Below are 17,579 nucleotides of genomic sequence, written 5' to 3' on the forward strand. Positions count from 1 at the left end.
AAGACCCGCGGACGAGGACTAGTGATTTCCTCGCCCGGTCCGCGGAACGCTGGAGTGTCAGGTCAACAGGCACGCCCGCAGGCCGATTCCAGTGAGGCTCGATGAACAACACTTCAGCTGCGTCCCGGACACGGCACCACACCGTCACCGTCCGGGCCGGCGAAGCGACCGCGGAGCGCGTGCGCCTGAGCGTCTACGACCTCATGACCGGCACGTTCGCGACCCCGCGCACCTTCTACTACCGCCGGACGCTGGACGCCGCGGCGCTGCGCGCCTCACTGGCCGCGACCCTGCCGCACTACCCGCTGCTGACCGGACGGCTGGTCCGTGACGACGACCGCGGGCTCAGCGTCGTCTGCGACGACGCGGGCGTCCCGTTCACCGAGAGCCACAGCGACCGGCCCATGCCCGAGTACGGCTTGGGCCGTTCGGCCAAGGACGACATCGGCTCCTACCTCCACAAGGCCAGCGCCTTCCGGATCGTCGGGCACGACACCCCGCTGCTGACCGTGCGGGTCACCCATATGCGCGGCGGCGGCTCGGTCCTCGGCGTCTCGATCAACCACAGCATCGTCGACGGCGCGGGATACCTCGACTTCCTGCGGCACTGGTCGCGCGTCCACCACGGCGAGGAGCACCGCGCGGCCCCGTACGCCCGCACGCTCCTCGACGGCCTCGCGGAGGGCGCCGCGCCCGACGCCGCACGGCACAGCAGCCAGTACGCCCTGGTGTCCGGACCGCGGAAGGCCCGCTTCATCCTCCGGGTCAACGCCGGTGCGCGACGCGTGCGCACCCTCACCCTGCGCTTCGCCGCCGAGGAGGTGCGGGCGCTGAAGGAGCACGCCCGCGCCGGGCTCGCCGGCAGCGGTCTGCGGGTCTCCAGCGGCGACGCGCTCAGCGCGCACCTGTGGAAGGTCCTCGCCGACCTGCGGGCGCGCCCAGACGACAGCGCGGAGCGGCTCGGCATGGTCGTCGGCCTGCGCTCCGCGCTGCGCGCGGCCCTGCCCGACGGGTACTGGGGCAACGCCGTCACCAACGTCACGCCGGAGATGCGGGCCGCGGAACTGCGCGCCGCCTCGCTCGCCGACACCGTCGCGGCCGTCCGCCGGGCCGTCGACGGCATCACCGCCGACCGGGTACGCGACGAGGCCGCCTTCCTGGAGGCCCAGCGCGACGCCCGCCGCACCCACCTCGTCCTGAGCCGGATGGCCCTGGACGCCTTCGGGGGAACCGTCGCGGTCAACAACGTCAGCCGGCTGCCCGTCTACGAGATCGACCTCGGCGCGGGACGGCCGTTCTGGTTCGAGTTCCCCGCCAGCCCCGTGCCGTGGTCGATCCTGATCACTCCCACACCGGTGGACGACGGCAGCCGGGACGTGCACTTCAGCGTCCCGCGCGAGAGCGCGCGGGCACTCCTCACGCCGGAGTGGACCAAGCGGCTGCACACGTACGCGCCGGACGCCTGACCCGGGCTTCCACCCCGGCACCACCGGCACGCCCGCGGTCCGGCCTCCGCCCGGGCCTGCCCTGGTGCCACCGGACGCCTGCCGCCCGGGCTCTGCCCGGAACCGTCCCCGCGCCACCGGATGCCTGACACCGAGGCTCTGCCCGGGGGCTGTCCTGGCGTCACCGGACGCGCGACCCCCGGGCGGGTTCCGCTCGACGCCGTCCCGGCGACACCGCACGCCTGGCCTGCCGGCGCCGTTCGCCCACGATCCGGCGTCCGGCCAACTCGCTGCGCGCCGCCGGGCTCACCTCCGATCCAGCCGTCCGGATTCACCGCCGGTCCGCTCGTCCGGATTCACCGCCGGTCCGGACGGGCGGACTTGCCACGGGTCCGGCCGGGCCGTTCCCGTCGATTCCGCCCCGCACCGGCCGACTCGCCCCCGCCGCCGGTGCGCCTCCGGCACCTCCGGTCCCGCATCGCGGACACTCTCCGGCTGCGCGCGCCCGGCAGGGCCCCCGCCGCGGCCCGCTCCGCTCAAGCCGGACCAGCCCGGGCAGCTCACCCAGGCCCGGCTCGTCTCACCCGGGCTCGGCCCGCCCTCCGTCAGACCCGACGGGGGCCGGACGGCCCGCCCTCCGTCAGACCCAGACCGCTTCCACCACGCCCAGACCCCTTCACCCCGCCGAGACGACCGCGGCCACGCCTGGACCCCCTCCGCCACGCCGAGACGACCTCCGCCGCCGCGGGTGTCATCTCCCGCGTGCACGCCCCGGCTTCGGGCGGCGCACGCCGGAGGCCCTGGTGCCGCCCGCCGCAGGCGCCCGGGCGCCCGGGGGAATGCCGGAGCCCGGCGTCCCCCGAGGACGCCGGGCCCGATGCGTGTGCGAGGCGGTCGGCACCGCGTCGCCGGGACGGGGCGGGCCTACAGCCCGACCGCTGTCCGCAGGGCGTTGACGCGGTCGGTGCGCTCCCACGTGAAGGCGTCGCCCTCGCGGCCGAAGTGGCCGTAGGCGGCGGTCTGCGCGTAGATCGGGCGCAGCAGGTCGAGGTCGCGGATGATCGCGGCCGGGCGCAGGTCGAAGACCTCGTCGATGGCCTTCTCGATCCGGTCGACGTCGACGGTGTGGGTGCCGAAGGTCTCCACGAACAGGCCGACCGGCCGCGCCTTGCCGATGGCGTAGGCGACCTGGACCTCGCAGCGCGAGGCGAGCCCGGCGGCGACGACGTTCTTGGCGACCCAGCGCATCGCGTACGCGGCGGAACGGTCGACCTTGGACGGGTCCTTGCCGGAGAAGGCGCCGCCGCCGTGACGGGCCATGCCGCCGTACGTGTCGATGATGATCTTGCGGCCGGTGAGGCCGGCGTCGCCCATCGGGCCGCCGATCTCGAAGCGGCCGGTCGGGTTGACCAGCAGGCGGTAGCCCTCGGTGTCCAGCTTGATGCCGTTGTCCGCGAGCGCCCGCACCTCCGGTTCGACGACGAACTCGCGGATGTCCGGGGCGAGCAGCGAGTCGAGGTCGATGTCCGCGGAGTGCTGGGAGGACACGACGACGGTGTCCAGGCGGACCGCCCGGTCGCCGTCGTACTCGATGGTGACCTGGGTCTTGCCGTCGGGGCGCAGGTAGGGGACCGTGCCGTTCTTGCGGACCTCGGAGAGCCGGTGGGAGAGCCGGTGCGCGAGGTGGATCGGCAGCGGCATCAGCTCCGGGGTCTCGTCCGTCGCGTAGCCGAACATCAGGCCCTGGTCACCGGCGCCCTGCTGGTCCAGGTCGTCGCTCTGGCCGTCCCCGGCGCGCTTCTCGTACGCGGAGTCGACGCCCTGGGCGATGTCGGGGGACTGGGTGCCGATCGACGTGGACACCCCGCACGACAGTCCGTCGAAGCCCTTGACGGAGGAGTCGTAGCCGATCTCCAGGATCTTGTCCCGGACGAGCTGGGCGATCGGCACGTAGGCGGTGGTCGCGACCTCGCCGGCCACGTGCACCAGGCCGGTGGTGATCAGTGTCTCCACCGCCACGCGTGAGGTGGGGTCCTGGCGCAGCAGCGCGTCGAGGATGGTGTCGCTGATCTGGTCGGCGATCTTGTCGGGGTGTCCCTCTGTGACGGACTCCGAGGTGAACAGGCGGTGAGACACGGCGCTCCCTTGGGTGCGGGGGCTGTCGGCGGTGAAGCCCTATGCGGCGCGGGGCGCTGACAGCGGGTGGACGGTGAAGACGGCGGACGTGCGGGTGCGGCGGGGGAGGCGGCGGGGCGTGCGGGGTGCGGGGAGGTGCTGTGCGACCCAGCCGGCCAGGATTCCGGCGGCGTGGTCGAGTGCCTCGGGCCAGGTGGTACGTGCGTCCTCGTCGGCGCTGTCACTGACGAACTTGACGAGACGTACGGGGATGTTGAGGTGCTGTGCCACGGTCGCGACGGCGTAGCCCTCCATGTCGACGAGGTCGGCCTCCTGGGCGAGCCGGTCGCGGACGGCGGAGTCCGTGACGAAGGTGTCGCCGGTCGCGAGGGTGGGCCCGCGGTCCGCGCCCACGGTGAGGGGGGCACCGTAGACGCGGCCGCTGATCCGGTGCAGGAGGGCGGTGTCGAAGTCGTGCTGGACGACCCGGGAGATCTCGTGGACGCCCGGCAGGCCGTCCTTCAGCGCTCCGGCCGTGCCGAGGTTGACGATCTCGCCGGGGCGCTCGCCCCGGGACAGGGTGAGGGCGAGGGCCGCGGCCGCGTTGACCTTTCCCATCCCGGTGACCAGCAGGGGGAAGCGGCCGTCGAGGTGGGCCGCCTCCTCCGCCACGGCCGCGACGATCAGCGGCGCGTCGGAGCGGATCTCACCGATGAGGCGGGGGGAGAACGCGTGGTCGGTGACCGGGTGGAGGGACACGGCGCTTCCTGCCTTTCGCAAGGGTCAGCCCACCGGGCGCTCGGTGTCGAAGTCGTCGAGGTAGGCCTGCTTCGCGGCGGTGTCGCGCGCCGAGCGCAGGTAGAGCGACCAGGCGCGCCGCTCGTGCCCGGTCACGTCCAGTTCGACGACGTCCTGGGCGGCGAGCTGCAGGCCGGGCTCCTGTTCGTAGGGGCGGAAGCCGTCGCCGGTGTCGGCGTAGATCGCCTGGACCAGCTCGTTGCGGTCCCGCCACACGCAGACCTGCATGAAGTAGTGGTCGCCGCAGCGGTGCAGCAGCACGTAGCCGAACTCCTTGCGGAACGCCAGCCGTCCGGCGGCCTCCTCGGCCCGCAGGAACACCCGCGCCCGCTCGCCGACCTCGGGCGTCGCCTCCTGCTCCGCGCCGCGGATGTCGTACCACTTCAGGTAGGCGCCCGGCAGGACGAGGTGCCCTCCGGGGTGGCTGCGGTGCAGCGTGTGCGACCAGCCGGCGTACTCGGCGTATCCGGTGAGGTCGTCGCGGGTCGTGGCCGCTGCCGACACAGCGATCTCCGTTCCTGTGGGGTGCGGGTACATACGGGTGCGGGTGGGGGCGAGGTGGTGCAGGGGGGTGCGGGGTGGTGGGCGGTCCGGTGCGGCCGGCCCGGCGGGGGAGACCGGGTGGGGCCGCACCGGACCCCGTCTCAGACCGTCGCGGTCGCGGCCTCGTCGGCCAGCGATCCGGAGACGGTGGTGTGGGCGCTCGCGAACAGCTGCGGGTGGGCCCGCTGGATCCCGCCGACCACCAGGTCGTAGGGGACGTCGTCGAAGGAGCCGTGCTCGTGGATGAACTCCATGTGCTGCCGGCCGTCCTCGTCGAACGGGTGGTACAGGCTGTCCGTGCGGCCGTCGAAGTCCAGCGGCTTGATCTTGTAGAGCTTGCAGAGAAGCTTGTTGAAGACCGGGGTCGCCTTCACCCACCTGCCGTCGAGCTCGACCACGGTCAGGCTGTGGAAGCGGAAGACGTCCCCGCCGACCAGCTCCCGCAGCCGCGGCGAGGCGAGGTGGTTGCGCACGTCGCCGTAGTAGACGCGGCTCGGGATGCCCACGGCGCGCAGCGCGGCCGCGTAGAGGATGGACTTGTGGACGCAGAACCCGAAGCCCTTCTCCAGCACGCCGGTCGCGCTCAGCCCGTGCCGGGTCAGATCGGCGCCGTACACCTCGTAGGTGATGCCGTCGCGCACCGCGTAGTAGAGCGCGATCGCCTTCTGCGTCTTTGTCTCGCTCTCCTTGGCCCGGGCGAGGGTCTTGTCGACGAACGCGCGGACGGCCGGCGAGCGGTGGTCCAGGAACTCGGTCGCGGCCAGAGTGGCCGTCTCGGTGGCGGTGCCGGCCGCAGCCGCGGCACCGGTGTTCTCTGCCATGTTTCTCGGGATTCCTTCCAGATCCTCAGGCCTGCGCGGGCCTGAGCGGACGGTTCAGGCCCATGAGGGTGGCCAGACGCTGGCGCTGGATCTCCGAGGTGCCGGAGTAGATCCGCCCGCCCACGGCGTCCCGCAGGTCCTTCTCGACTCCGTACTCGCTGACGTAGCCGTAACCGCCGAAGACCTGGATCGCGTTCAGCGCGGAGCGCACGTTCGCCTCGCTCACCACCAGCTTGGTCATCGCGACGTCACTGGCGGCGTCGGCCTTGGACTGCACCTTCTCGGCGGTGTCGTAGATCCACTTCTGTGAGGTCTCCAGGTCGATCCGCATCTCGACGATCATGTTGGCGACCGACTGGTTCGCGCCGATGACCGACCCGAACTGGGTACGGGTACGGGCGTACTCCACGCACCGCTCCAGGCGCCGGCGCATCTCGCCGACGTTGATCCCGAAGCCGCACAGGATCTCCCACTTCATGACGTGGTCGAAGATGAGGAACCCCGCGCCCTTGCTGCCGACCACGTGGTCCCGGGGCACCCGGACGTCGTCCAGGAAGACCTCGGCCAGCGGCGAGGTGCGCAGCCCCATCTTCGAGATGGGGTTGCCGACCGACAGGCCCGGCGAGTCGCGGCGCACCAGGAACGCGGTGATCCCGGCCAGGTCACCGGGCGCGCCGGTCCGGGCGTAGACGACGATCACGTCGGCGATCGAGGCGTTGCTGATGAACGACTTGCTCCCGTTGAGGACGAAGTCGTCGCCGTCCAGGACGGCGGTGGTCTGCATCCCCATCACGTCCGAACCGCCGGAGGGTTCGGTGATGGCGTGCGCGCCGATCATCGTGCCGGCGCAGATCTCCGGCAGGTAGCGGGCCTTGAGCGCCGACGAACCGAACCGCTGGAGCGGGACACCGGTGCTGACCATGTGGGTGGAGACCGAGAAGTTCAGCCCGGAGTCCTGGCAGTCGTGGCCGAGCTGCTCCAGCACATGGACGGTGGTCAGCAGGTCCTTGCCCAGACCCCCGTGGAGGGGGTCGAACGGCAGCCCGAACAGGCCCACGTCCCTGAGTCGTTGCCAGCCGTCCCGGTCGAACGTGCCGTCCCGGTCGCGTTCGAGGTGGTCGGCGCCGGCCTTCGAGGCCACGGCGCCGATCGCCTCACGCAGTTCCTGCTGTTCCTCGCTCCAGCGCATCATGACGGGGAAGTGTCCGATCCTCAGTACTGGGAAAAGGCTTCGTCGCTGAGCGCGTGGCTCTCGTCGCCCCTCAGCGGCGGGTTGAAGACGCTCACGAGCTCCATGTCCTGGTCGGGGGAGGCGATCAGGAAGTGGGCGTCGTGCTCGTCGAGGACGTACAGCACACCGGGGGTCAGGTCCTGCGCGACGCTGCCGTCGGCGGCCTCGACACGGCCCGAGCCGGAGATGCAGTAGCACGCCTCGAGGTGACGCCGGTACTGCAGCCGTGACTTCGTGCCCGCGCGGACGACGGTGTGACAGATGCCGAAGCCCATGTTGTCCGCTTCGACCAGGAGGCGGTGACTCGGACCGCTTCCCCACTCGACCGGTGTGACCTGCGACTTCTCGCGAATGAACATGGTTTCCTTTCTTTCTCCTGGTGTGGAGGTGCGGGGGAGCGGGGGTTACTCGGGGGCGGTGACGCCGGCGTAGCGGCGGACGACCTTCTCGACGGCCGCGACCGACCGGAAGTCGTCCGGGGAGATCTCCAGGTCGGCGAACGGGATGTCGAAGCGGTCACCCAGCCACTCGATGAGCCGCAGCAGGTCCAGGCTGCTGATGACGCCGTTCTCCAGCAGGTCGTAGGACGGGTCCAGTTCCGAGACGGGGGTGCCGGGCAGGTACTCCGCCACGATGTGCGCGGTGATGTCGCGTTGGATGGTCATTGGATCTTCTCCATGAGCAGGCGACGGCTCACCTTGCCGGTGGGCCCGATCGGCAGTGGGTCGGTCATCAGGTGGAAGGCGGCGGGAATGGCCGCCCGGTTGACCTTGGCGGCGCAGTAGCTGCGCAGCTGCAGTCCGGTCACCGCGTCGTCGCTGCGCCGGACGAACGCGTGCAGTGCACGTCCCGAGTCGGGGTGCGGCACGGCCACCACGGCCGCCTCGGCGACCCCTCCGTGGCCCTGCAGGACCCGTTCGACCTCCTCCAGGTTGATGCGCACACCGCGCACCTTGACCTGCGAGTCGGTGCGGCCCACCAGGGCCAGTTCACCGCCGGCGGAACGGGTGACCACATCACCGGTGCGGTACCAGACACGGTCGCCGCGCACCACGAACCGGTCCTTCGCCCCGGCCTCGCCGAGGTACCCGGAGGTCTGGAACGGCGTCGAGACCAGCAGTTCGCCGCTGCCGGCACCGCGCAGCACCTCGCCGTCGGCCACCACGTCCACCAGCACGCCCGGCAACGGACTGCCCAGGGGCAGCACCTCCCGGTCGGCGGCCTCGGCCGCGGAGAACGTGTGGATCATGCTGTCGTTCGTCTCGGTGCAGCCGTACACGTTGTGCAGCCGCGCCGCCGGGAAGAGCCGCGACAGCCCGGCCCGCACGGACCGCGGCACGTGATCACCCGTCAGCAGCAGCTCACGCACGCCCGGGAACGTGGACCCGGTGCCCGCCTCGGTCAGCAGCCGGAAGAACATCGGCACCGCCTGCACGACGTGCGGCCGGGTGCTCTCCAGCAGCCCGAGCAGGTACTTCGTGTCGACGCTGCGGTCGTGGTCCACCGGTACGACACAGCCGCCGTGCCGCAGCGTGCCCCAGATGTCCAGGAGGGTCAGGTCGAAGTTGAGCGGGGCGAAGTTCAGCACCCGCGTACCGGTGCCGAGCGCGAACGCGCTGCCCGCCCAGGAGGTGAAGGCGTCGACGCCGGCCGCGCCCAGCGGAACGAGCTTGGGGATGCCGGTGGAACCGGACGTCGTCAGCAGCAGGCTGGTGTCCTCGGGCAGCACCGGCCCGCCCGGCGCGGCCGTCACCGGACGGTGCGTCAGACGCTCCTCGGCGACGCCCAGGACGGCCTGACAGCCGCTGCGTCCGACCAGCTCGGCCAGGAGCTCCCGGCCGAGTTCCGTGGAGGCCAGCAGCAGCGGCCGTCCGGCCCTCATGCAGGCCAGGACCGTGGCGATCGCCACGGCCGACTTCGACGCCTGGAGCGCGAGCGGGCGGCGGGTGTCGGGATACCGGCCGGCCAGCTCCGCACCGATCCGCTCCGCCGCCGCGACCAGTTCGGCATACGTGACGACCTCGTCCCGCGCGCCGCCGAACAGCAGCGCCGGATCGTCCGGGCTTTGCTTCGCACGCACTGCGACGTCCGCCGCCACCGATCTGGACATGACTCCCCATTGATCGAAGATCGGGGGACCCGAGCAATCGAGTCCTCCGACCGGATATACCGTCACGAACATTCTGAGGGGGCCGCCCCGTAATTCTCTTCGGACTAGCGGACGGGTTTTGTACCCGTTCTTTGGACCTGTATCAGGACCGGACGGAAGACACTCCACAAATAAACGTGACAGACGTCTCTCCTGCCTTGATGAACTCCCCCCCCGGGGAACAGAAAAGCTCGTCCAGGCGGCCCGGACCGTGAATTCAAAACCGGCCCCGACCGCCTTCGACGAGCATTCTCCGCAACAGTGGATACCTGATTCTCCAGGAAATACCCCATTCGGTTCCGCGACCGCGCGGAACCTAGAAACCCCCGCCCCGCGGGCCGGCCAGAACACCCCGGTCCCACGCACGGACGATGGCCTGCGCACGACTGCGCACACCGAGCTTGCGCAGCAGGTTCGACACGTGGAACTTCACGGTCTTCTCGCTCAGCACCAGCTCCTGGGCGACCTCGCTGTTGGACATGCCCGCCGCGATCAGATCGAAGATCTCCCGCTCCCGGGACGTCAGCGTCGCCACCTGAGGCACCTGCTCCACCGCCACCTGCGCCGGCCCACGCCGCACCAGGAGGTCCACCAGCCGGCGGGTCAGCGGCGGCGGCAGCACGGCGTACCCGTCCGAGACCGCGCGGATCGCGGTGGCGATCTCACTGAGCGCCGCGTCGTGCAGCACGAACCCGTCCGCGCCGGCCCGCAGATGCTCCAGCGCCGTCTCGTCCACACACCGGTCGACGAGCACCACCGCCGCCGGGCCGCCGCCCCGGGCGACGACCGCGCGCAGGATGTCACCCGTCTCCCAGCCCGGATCGGAGTCGTCGATCAGCACGACCCGCGGCTCCTGCTCGTCCAGCAGACGCAGCAACTGCGGCCGGGAATCGGCCACCCCGACCGCTTCTAGTTCCGCCTCCGCCGCCATCAGGGCGCGCAACGCCGTGACGAGCAGCGGCCGACGGGCCAGAACGGCGATCCGGATCGGCCGGGTACGGGGACCGGTGGCGGCCATCTGCGACATCAACCTCCAAACATCCTGGATGAGGCACCGGGGCCACAGCTCCCCCGGCTCGTGAACGAGCCGCTGCCGGCACACCCGGCCGAGCGCTCCGCGCACCGGATCCCTTCCGCCACGACCGGCGGCCCGGCCCGCCACCCGGCCGCGGGGAAACCTCACCCCGCCCGCCGGCGGCCACGGCACACCCCCGGATCAGGGCACGCGCCCCGCCTCACCCGCGGACTTCGCCCGCACGGCCCCCACGGCCACCGCCGCCGGCGTGAACTCCGGCTCGGGACCGGTGACGACCGCACGCCGCCCCAGCCGCGCCAGCTGGTTCTCGCCCAGCAGGATGCTCACCACGATCACCGCCCCGCCGACCGGCACGTTCCAGCTGAACCGCTCCCCGAGGAAGACCGCGCTGACCACCAGACTGATGAACGGCACGAGGTAGTTGACCGCCGAGGCACCGGTCGCCCCGATGTCCGCGATCAGCCGGTTGTACAGCACATAGGCCAGCCCCGTGCCGAACACCCCGAGCAGCACGATGCTCAGGGAGACCGACCAGGTGAACGACGGGGTGCGCCAGCCCAGGAACGGCAGCAGCGCCGCCTGGATGACGAGCGCCACCAGCACCTGCGCACTGGCCGAGGACATCGGCGGGATACCGCGATCGGACAGGAACTTGCGCACGAACACCGCATGCCCCGCATAGATCACGGCGACCGCCAGGCACGCCGCCTCACCGCCCGCGGTGCCCGTCGCCCCGTTCCAGGGACCGATCGCCAGCACGATGCCCGCGAAACCGAGCACCAGACCCGCACCGCGGCGCGCCGTCGCCCGCTCACTGCGCAGCTGCACCGTGGCCAGCCCCAGCGTCAGCAGCGGAGTCGCACCCGTCAGCACACCGGCCATCGCGGCACTGGTGTGCTGCTCACCCCAGGCGAGAAGAAGGAACGGAGCGACCATGCCCAGCACGGTCGTGACGGTGATGTGCACCCACACGAAGCCGAAGCGCGGCAGCCCCGCACCCGTCACCGCACCGATGCCGAGCAGGACCACCGCCCCCAGGACCAGCCGGGCCAGCACCAGCTGACCTGGGTTCAGACCCTCACCGGAGACCTTGATCAGGGGATAACTGGAGCCCCAGATGATCCCCAGGACCACGAACTGCACGGCGCTGACACGTTTCACGGGATCGTCCCGTCCCTTCTCCTGTACTCCTGCTTGCGGGCCGGCCCGACGGCGTCAGGCGTTCACCAGCTTGGGAATGCTCTCCAGCCCGTGCTCCAGGGCGCCGGGGTCGATGCTGTCGTCGGCGAGGCTGCCGGACAGATAACGGTCATAGGCGCTCAGATCGAAGTTCCCGTGCCCGGACAGACCGAACAGGATCGTCTTGCCCACACCCTCCTCACGGCACCGGATCGCCTCGTTGACCGCGCCGCGGATCGCGTGCGTCGACTCCGGCGCGGGCACGATGCCCTCCGTCCGCGCGAACAGCACACCGGCCTCGAAGCAGTCACGCTGGCGCAGCGCCACCGCCTCCATCAGACCCTCCTCCACCACCCGGCTGACCAGCGGAGCGATGTTGTGCGCCCGCAGCCCGCCCGCGTGCACCGACGGCGGCACGAACTGGTGGCCCAGCGTGTGCGTACGGGTCAGCGACGTCAGCCCCGCGGTGTCGGAGTAGTCGTAGGCGATGCGCCCCTGCGTGAGCGAGGGGCACGCGGCCGGCTCCGCCGCGATGAACCGGATCTTCGGCCCGCCGTGCAGCTGCGCCCGCAGGAACGGGAACGACAGCCCCGCCAGATTGGAACCGCCGCCCGCGCAGCCCACCACGATGTCCGGGTAGTCCCCGGCCTTCTCCATCTGCAGGAGCGCCTCCTGCCCGATCACCGTCTGGTGCGCACACACATGGTTGAGCGCGCTGCCGCGGGTGTAGCCCCAGCGCGGGTCGGAGAAAGCGACCTGCAGCGCCTCGGACTTGGCGATGCCCAGGCTGCCCGGGTGGTCCGGGTTCTCCTTCAGCACCGCACGCCCGGCCTCGGTCTCCATGCTCGGGCTCGGCGTGCAGCTCGCCCCGAACGTCTCCATCAGCGCCCGCCGGTACGGCTTCTGCTGGAAGCTCACGTTCACCATGAACACCTTGGCGTCCATGCCGAACAGGGACGCCGCGAACGCGACCGCGCTGCCCCACTGGCCCGCACCGGTCTCGGCGATCAGACCGGTACGGCCCGCCCGCTTGTTGTAATAGGCCTGCGGGATCGCGGAGTTCGGCTTGAAGCTGCCGGTCGGCGCGACACCCTCGTACTTGAAGTAGATCCGCGCCGGCGTGTCCAGGACCTTCTCCAGACCACGGGCACGCAGCAGCGGCGCCGGCCGCCACCGGGCGTAGAACTGCCGCACCTCTCCAGGAATCTCGAACTCGGCTTCCCTGCTGAGCTCCTGGTCGACCAGCGCCTCCGGCATCGTGCGGGTCATCTCTTCACGAGTGACCGGCTTACCGGTCGCCGGGCTCAACACCGGCGCCACATAGTCGAGGTCGGCGGCGATGTTGTACCAGGTCTCGGGAATCTCCCGGGCGCTGAGCTCGAACCGTACCGGCTCTATCATGGCTGCCTCTCTGCGCGTTGAATCGTCACTCCGGCCACGCGACCGCCCGGCTCTCGTGTCACCACGCCTGCAGGCCGCCTCCGGACAATGAATTCTCGCCGCCCCGGCCACCGACCGGATACCTCGGCAGACAGGTCGTAGGGAAAACAATGGAACGTCCCCGGAGAACGGGACGAAGCCCGACAGCCCTTTTCCTCCCGGCCGGCCATGTGGTACAAGCACGTCCCCGTGCCCCGCCCCGGCCACCCGCATTCCCCGGCATTCACCCCGGCATTCCCCGGACGAAGACGCGAACCGCCCCACCCACCCCCGTATTTACCGCCGCCCCTCCCGCCCGGGAAGCACGCGCGACGGACTCTGGGAATTCCACCAGTTCCCCCGCGGCCGATCCATGGCACCTGCACACGCGTGCGAACCTGAGCCCCCGGGGCCCGGCCGCCACGGCACCCCACGCCGCACGGCCCGCCCGCCGCGCCCCCGTGGCCGGTTCATCGGATCACCAGGATCAGGGGATGGCACACATGATTCGTCCAGTCACCGCCGAGGACCTCACACTGCTCCACACGATGGTGCACGGGATGGCCGAGAACGAGGAGGCCACCGGGCAGATCAGCACCGACGAGGACGAACTGCGCCGCGCCCTGTTCGGCCCGCAGCCGGTGGCCTGGGCCCACTTCGCCGTCGACGACAAGACCGACGAGATCGTCGGCTACACCCTGTGGGCCCTCGTCTACAGCACCTGGCGCGGCACGGCCATCCACATCGACGACATCTACGTCCGCGAGGACGCCGTCGGCCGCGGCTTCGACACCGCCCTGCTGAGCACCCTCGCCGGCCTGTGCGCCGAGCGCGGCTACCGCCACATGCAGTGGTGGGGGAGGGTCACCAACGAACCGACCGCCGCGTTCTACCGCTCCCTCGGCGCGGAGATCCCCTCCGTCCAGGGCAAGGAACTCACCGTCTTCCGCCTCTCCGGCGAACCCCTGGCCGACCTCGCCCGCCAGGCCTGAGCCCCCGCCGCCCGGGCCCCCGCCGTGCCGCGCACCGTCCGAACGGGAAGCGATCCGTAAGTGAATTATTAGATCTGCCCGTCTCGGCTGTCGCCCGGCACCCTCCACCCGCGAGGCTGACGGCATGAACACACCACTGAACCTCAGCGGTGTCGCCGAAGGGCACACCGGCCGGCCGGGACCGCGCGCCGCAGACACCGCCGGCCCCTCCCGGGCACCGGGTCTCTGACCCGCCGTCAGCGGCCCCGGCCACCGGCATGCCCTCCCACACACGCACCGCCACCCGCCCCGCGGCACCGGGCGGCCACCGGATTCCCGGACGCGCGGCCACCGGGAACCGGACAGCCGGCGCGCGCCCGCACCCCCACCGCACCGCCGGCGCCCCAACCGGCACCGCACGCGAGGCGGTTGCTTCCGCGCCCTGGCGGGTGGATGTTCCCACGTCCCGACGGCGACCGGTTCCCGCACCGCGACCGGCGGACGCCCGTGACGGCGGACGCCCCCGGCCGGCGGACCCGGACCGGGCCGCGGTTCCGGGCCGGACCACAGACCCGGCCCGGACGGTGGTCCCAGGCCGGACGGTGGCCCCAGGCCGGGTGACGGCCCCAGGCCGGACGATGGCCACGGCCCGGACAACGACCGCTCCCGGCGTACGCGCGCCCCGCCCCCGCGAGCGGCACCCGCGGGGCCCGGCCCCTCCCCGCCGGACCCCGCGAGTCCTCCCCGAAGCCGCCGCAGCGCACGACCCGGCCACCACACACGGCGCACCCGCCACCCACTCTGCCGCCCCGGCGAGTACGCCCACACCGCGGCCGGGGGAGACCACCCGCCGCGCCCCGCACCGTGCCACCGCGCCTGGTCACCATCGCCCGGGGACACGTCTGTCCGCGGTCGGTCCCCTCCCCGAGCCGCCACGGCCGCACCGGCACCCGGCGCACACCGCTCCGGGCACCCCACCCGGCGGGCCACGGACACGCGCCCACCCTCATCCGTACACACCGGGACGGACGTACGCGGCCCGCAGCGCCCCCGAGACCAACCCCACCGCACCTCCGACACACCACCCCTGACACCCCCACCGAGGAGCTCTGACATGGTCCACCTGACCGACCCCGAGCCAACCACCCGCGGCCTCGGTACCACCGACGCCCCCGCGATCCGCTTCGGCATCCATGTGACACCGGACCTCGCCAAGGGCGTCATCGCCCGGACCGGCTCGCGCATCGAGGACTTCGTCCTGGTCCCGTCCAGCGTCCGCGAGTCGTTCACGCAGCTGCGCACCCGCCGCGTCGACGTCATGCTCGTGAAGTACAGCCCCCACGAGAACGACATCGCGGTGGGCCCGCCGGTCGGCTTCGACGCCCGGGCCGTGCTCGTCGGCACCGACCACCCGCTCGCCTCGCGCGACACCGTCACGGTCGAGGAGGCCGCCGCCTATGACGCGTTCGACCGCCCACGAGGGTTCCCGGAGTCGGTGTGGGACCTCATAGTCCCCCCGTGCACCCCGGCCGGGACGCCGATCCGCCGCGTCCACACCCTCACCACACAGGAGGCGCTGACCCACACCCTGAGCACCACCCAGGCACTCCACTTCTCCTTCCGCTCGGTCGAGGCGGGCCTGGCGCCGCGGATCAGGGCCGTCCCGGTCAGCGACATGCCCAGCGCACCGATCGCCCTGGCGTGGCTCAACGGCGCCGTCCTGCCCGCCCACGTCCGCGCGTTCATCCTCGCCGCGCAGGCAGGCGCCACCTGGCTGCCGCAGGCGACCTGAGAGCGAGACCCCGTACGGCCGGCGGGCAGCGCGGGATGGGGTTCCGTCTCCCGGCGGCGGCCGGCGCAGGTCCGGCACCCCCACCTCGACCACCCGTTCAGCACCTCGTCCAGCCCCTTGCCGGTCAGGACGTCGACCCGGGTGGACAGTGAGTGCGGAACCGCCCCGAGCACCGCCGGCGCGCGGCGGCCCACCCGGCCACCGCGCACCCGCAGGACCGATCCTGGCCGGCTCCATCACCGGCGTGACGTCCGCACCGGGCAGCGAGTCGCCCTCGCGGCCTGCGCCGCCTCCCCTGTGCTTGCGCGCGCGGGGAGTGGGCTACAGTGATTCAGGTGTTCGCCGCTCGAACTTTCAGCGGTGAGCCTCGCGTTGGTGGTCCAAGGAAAGACGCCCCGCTTCCTGCGGGGAGATGCAGGTGCAAGGCCTGCCCGGCGCTCCACACGATCCCGCCTCCGAACTCTGGAGGCGGGATCTCGCGTTGTACGACCGCGGGCCCCACTCTGCTGACACCCACGCTCGCCCACCGCTGTCACACGGCATGTTCCCCAGGGCCTGTGTTCTGGTCGTGGGCCAGGGCGTGGGTGACCGTGGTGGTGCTCTCGTACAGGGCTCGGTACTGGGTGAACCGGCGGTCGTAGACACCCGCGGCTGCGGTGGGCCGGACCACTGATTCCGTCGGATTCCAGGCGGTGATGTCCGGTCGGCCGATCAGCCCGGCGGCGAGGAAGGCGGCACCGTAACCGGCGCCGACGGTCGTGCGGGCGACGATCTGTTCGAGACCGGTGACATCGCTGACGATCTGAGGCCACAGTCCGCCCCGGGTGCCGCCGCCGACCGCCACGATCCGCCGGATGTCGGCGCCGGCCGCGAGCATCGTCTCGATGTTGTGCCGGACACCGTACGCGGTGCCCTCCAGCGCCGCGCGCATCAGGTCGGCCCGGGTGTGACCGAGCGTCAGGCCCGCGATCACTCCCCGGGCGTCGGGGTCCATGAGGGGTGTCCTTTCCCCGGCGAAGTACGGCAGCATCACCAGGCCGTTCGCGCCCGGGGGCGAGGAGGCAGCCTCGTCGAACAGCACCCCGGGGTCGACCTGGCCGAAGAGGTGCCCGAGCCAGTCGGTGACGGCCCCGGAGGTGGCCATGCCGCCGGCCAGGCAACGGGTGCCGGGCAGGGCGCCGACCGTGGACCACATCGAAGGGCTGGTCACGAGCCGGTCGACGGTGTTCACCAGGAACATCGTGGTGCCGTACATCAGCATCAGGTCGCCGACGTTGTGGCCTCCGACGCTGATGGCCTCGCTCCACGCGTCGATCGTCCCCACGATCACCGGCGTCCCGGCCGGGACGCCCGCGACGGGCGTGTCGACCCGGCCGGCCTCCTCACCCGGCCAGCGCAGCGGGGGGAGGTCGATGCCGGGTGCGATGCGCTCGGCCCACTCGGGGATCCAGCGCTGCTCGTGGATGTCGAACAGCGGCGTGCACTGGCTGGCGGAATGCAGGTCCAGCACGTAGGCGCCGGTCAGCCGGTGGGCGAGCCACGAGGCGGGCATGAAGAGGCGGCGGGCGCGTGCCCACACCTCGGGCTCCCGCTCGCGGATCCAGGCGAGTTTCGGCCCGACGGCCTGGGACGACAGCGCGGAACCGCACCTGCGGAAGACGGTGTCCGGCCCCAACTCCCCGTTCAGCCGGGCGATCTGTTGCTCGGCGCGGGTGTCCACCCCGTACAGGACCGCCGGACGGACCGGCTCGCCCGCGTCGTCGACCAGAAGGGTGCACGGGCCCATGCCGCTGACTCCGACGGCACGGACGGCGACGTCGTCGCGGACGAGCAACTCCGCCGCGAGCGAGACGAACTCCTCCCACCACACCTGCGCGTCCATCTCGACGTGCCCCGGGCGGGGACGGTCGACCACGTGAGAGCGTACGGCCTGACCCAGGATGCGGCCGGCGGTGTCGACCACCACGCCCTTGGTGCTGGAGGTGCCAACGTCAACTCCGAAGACGACATCGATCACGCACTGCCTCCCTTGACGGCGGGTGCGCCACCGTAGCCTGTCGCCGGGTCCGGCGGGCGGCCG

Annotated in this window: 15 protein-coding genes; 3 read left to right on the plus strand and 12 right to left on the minus strand. The window is 71.8% G+C overall.

The annotated features are described in order from the left end of the window. Positions 1 to 101 precede the first annotated feature (101 nt). Positions 102 to 1,466 carry an acyltransferase gene (locus OG776_RS41765; protein ID WP_329318021.1) on the plus strand — a complete coding sequence of 455 codons (1,365 nt, stop codon included), beginning with the start codon at positions 102 to 104 and terminating at the stop codon, positions 1,464 to 1,466. A 903-nt stretch (positions 1,467 to 2,369) separates the two neighbouring features. Here OG776_RS41765 and metK read toward each other — a convergent pair. The 11 genes from metK to OG776_RS41820 form a co-directional block, all read right to left on the minus strand. Then, positions 2,370 to 3,581, minus strand: a complete 1,212-nt coding sequence (gene metK / locus OG776_RS41770) for a methionine adenosyltransferase (protein ID WP_148007836.1) — start codon at positions 3,579 to 3,581, stop codon at positions 2,370 to 2,372. A gap of 39 nt (positions 3,582 to 3,620) precedes the next feature. Next, positions 3,621 to 4,319 (minus strand): nucleosidase, encoded by a 699-nt coding sequence (locus OG776_RS41775; protein WP_329318019.1) that lies wholly within the window; start codon positions 4,317 to 4,319, stop codon positions 3,621 to 3,623. A 24-nt stretch (positions 4,320 to 4,343) separates the two neighbouring features. Continuing rightward, positions 4,344 to 4,862 carry a hypothetical protein gene (locus OG776_RS41780; RefSeq protein WP_148014765.1) on the minus strand — a complete coding sequence of 173 codons (519 nt, stop codon included), beginning with the start codon at positions 4,860 to 4,862 and terminating at the stop codon, positions 4,344 to 4,346. A gap of 140 nt (positions 4,863 to 5,002) precedes the next feature. Next, complete coding sequence (locus OG776_RS41785) at positions 5,003 to 5,722, minus strand: transglutaminase-like domain-containing protein (RefSeq protein WP_148015060.1); 720 nt, start codon at positions 5,720 to 5,722, stop codon at positions 5,003 to 5,005. A gap of 25 nt (positions 5,723 to 5,747) precedes the next feature. Beyond that, positions 5,748 to 6,914: an acyl-CoA dehydrogenase family protein gene (locus OG776_RS41790; protein WP_148015059.1), complete on the minus strand. Its 1,167-nt coding sequence runs from the start codon at positions 6,912 to 6,914 to the stop codon at positions 5,748 to 5,750. A gap of 20 nt (positions 6,915 to 6,934) precedes the next feature. Continuing rightward, positions 6,935 to 7,312, minus strand: coding sequence for an ectoine synthase (locus OG776_RS41795; protein ID WP_148015058.1), 378 nt, complete (start codon positions 7,310 to 7,312; stop codon positions 6,935 to 6,937). A gap of 45 nt (positions 7,313 to 7,357) precedes the next feature. Beyond that, positions 7,358 to 7,618, minus strand: a complete 261-nt coding sequence (locus tag OG776_RS41800) for an acyl carrier protein (protein WP_329318011.1) — start codon at positions 7,616 to 7,618, stop codon at positions 7,358 to 7,360. Next, on the minus strand, positions 7,615 to 9,033 hold the full coding sequence (locus tag OG776_RS41805; protein WP_329326294.1) for an AMP-binding protein: 1,419 nt from the start codon (positions 9,031 to 9,033) through the stop codon (positions 7,615 to 7,617). Before OG776_RS41805 ends, OG776_RS41800 begins: the two co-directional genes overlap by 4 nt. Positions 9,034 to 9,418: 385 nt before the next feature. Then, a complete protein-coding gene (locus tag OG776_RS41810) occupies positions 9,419 to 10,129 on the minus strand; it encodes a LuxR C-terminal-related transcriptional regulator (RefSeq protein WP_148014853.1) in 711 nt (236 codons plus the stop codon). Between the two features lie 189 nt (positions 10,130 to 10,318). Next, the gene (locus OG776_RS41815) at positions 10,319 to 11,299 is read right to left on the minus strand and encodes a DMT family transporter (RefSeq protein ID WP_329318005.1); all 981 of its coding nucleotides are present in this window, start codon (positions 11,297 to 11,299) and stop codon (positions 10,319 to 10,321) included. Between the two features lie 54 nt (positions 11,300 to 11,353). Continuing rightward, positions 11,354 to 12,718, minus strand: a complete 1,365-nt coding sequence (locus OG776_RS41820; protein WP_187286126.1) for a TrpB-like pyridoxal phosphate-dependent enzyme — start codon at positions 12,716 to 12,718, stop codon at positions 11,354 to 11,356. A gap of 521 nt (positions 12,719 to 13,239) precedes the next feature. Between OG776_RS41820 and OG776_RS41825 the strand changes: the two genes are divergently transcribed. Together OG776_RS41825 and OG776_RS41830 are read left to right on the plus strand one after the other, a co-directional pair. Next, the gene (locus OG776_RS41825; RefSeq protein WP_329318002.1) at positions 13,240 to 13,728 is read left to right on the plus strand and encodes a GNAT family N-acetyltransferase; all 489 of its coding nucleotides are present in this window, start codon (positions 13,240 to 13,242) and stop codon (positions 13,726 to 13,728) included. A gap of 1,093 nt (positions 13,729 to 14,821) precedes the next feature. Further along, complete coding sequence (locus OG776_RS41830) at positions 14,822 to 15,499, plus strand: LysR family transcriptional regulator substrate-binding protein (protein ID WP_148012491.1); 678 nt, start codon at positions 14,822 to 14,824, stop codon at positions 15,497 to 15,499. Between the two features lie 532 nt (positions 15,500 to 16,031). Here OG776_RS41830 and OG776_RS41835 read toward each other — a convergent pair. Continuing rightward, complete coding sequence (locus tag OG776_RS41835) at positions 16,032 to 17,513, minus strand: FGGY-family carbohydrate kinase (protein ID WP_329323614.1); 1,482 nt, start codon at positions 17,511 to 17,513, stop codon at positions 16,032 to 16,034. Between the last annotated feature and the right edge of the window lie 66 nt (positions 17,514 to 17,579).

Origin of the sequence: Streptomyces sp. NBC_01689, from assembly GCF_036250675.1 — a bacterium.
In the GTDB taxonomy this organism is placed as follows: Bacteria; Actinomycetota; Actinomycetes; order Streptomycetales; family Streptomycetaceae; genus Streptomyces.